Source organism: Legionella jamestowniensis, assembly GCF_001467745.1.
Classification (GTDB): Bacteria; Pseudomonadota; Gammaproteobacteria; order Legionellales; family Legionellaceae; genus Tatlockia; species Tatlockia jamestowniensis.
The window spans coordinates 866,347-867,343 of record NZ_LNYG01000013.1; the positions used below are offsets into that span (position 1 = coordinate 866,347).

Consider the following 997-nt stretch of genomic DNA (forward strand, 5'->3'; position numbering starts at 1 on the left):
TTTTACCTCTTCCACATAGGCATTAACCTTATCTTTTAAATTACCGGCCTCTTGCTCAAGCGCTTCATTTTTTGACCCCAAGGAATCCACAGTGGCTTTCGCCGAAGATAGTTCTTCTTCCAGGCGCTTTTTCTCTCTCGTATACGTTTCCTGCTCACTGATATGGGCGGCCTTAAGTTGTTCTAACTGCTTTTCTAACGCACTTGAGCGACGCTCTGCTTCCTCAAACGATTTTTGTGTCGTTGATAAACTTTGTTGTAAATCGGAAACCGTTTCTTGTTGTTTCTTCAATTCAGAGGATAAAGAATCTAACGCTTCCGCCTTACTTTGCAGTGCTTCGGTTAGGCGTTGGATTTCATCAACTAATTCGGTGTTCTTTAATTCCTGACCCTCTGCTGAAGCCTTGGCACTGGACAATTCTTCATTTAATGCTTCGTTGCTTCGTTCAAGTGCTTGGAACTGTTCTTGCAACTTGTTCAGCGACGCTAATTTTGAGGCCAGTGTTTGCTCTGCTACTTCTAATTTCGACTTCACGTCCTCTGCGTCTTTCGTCGCTTCTTTTAGCGATTGACCTAACTTGTTTAACACCTCTTCATGGTGCTTTTGTGTCTGTTCTAACTCTTCACGCACCACACGGACTTTTTCATCCCCTGACTCTCCTGCCTTCTTCAGCTTCGCCTCAAGCCTGCTGACTTCATCGGCGTGGGACTCGTTCACCCGTTTGATCTCAGCTTCTAAAACCGATGAACGTTGCTGGGACTTTTCTAAACTCGCGCGTGCAGATGACAATTCCTCTTCCTGCTTTAATACCGTCTTCGTCTGGATTTCAAGGTCAGCCGTTAAGGACTTTACCTCTTCCACATAGGCATTAACCTTATCTTTTAAATCACCAGCCTCTTTCTCAAGCGCTTCATTTTTTGACCCCAAGGAATTCACAGTGGCTTTCGCCGAAGATAGTTCTTCTTCCAGGCGCTTTTTCTCTCTCGTATACGTTTCC

Annotated in this window: 1 protein-coding gene; it reads right to left on the reverse strand. The window is 44.8% G+C overall.

From position 1 onward, the window contains the following. Positions 1-997, reverse strand: a 997-nt coding sequence (locus Ljam_RS08210) for a coiled-coil domain-containing protein (protein ID WP_193786985.1), incomplete at both ends; no start/stop codon positions are given.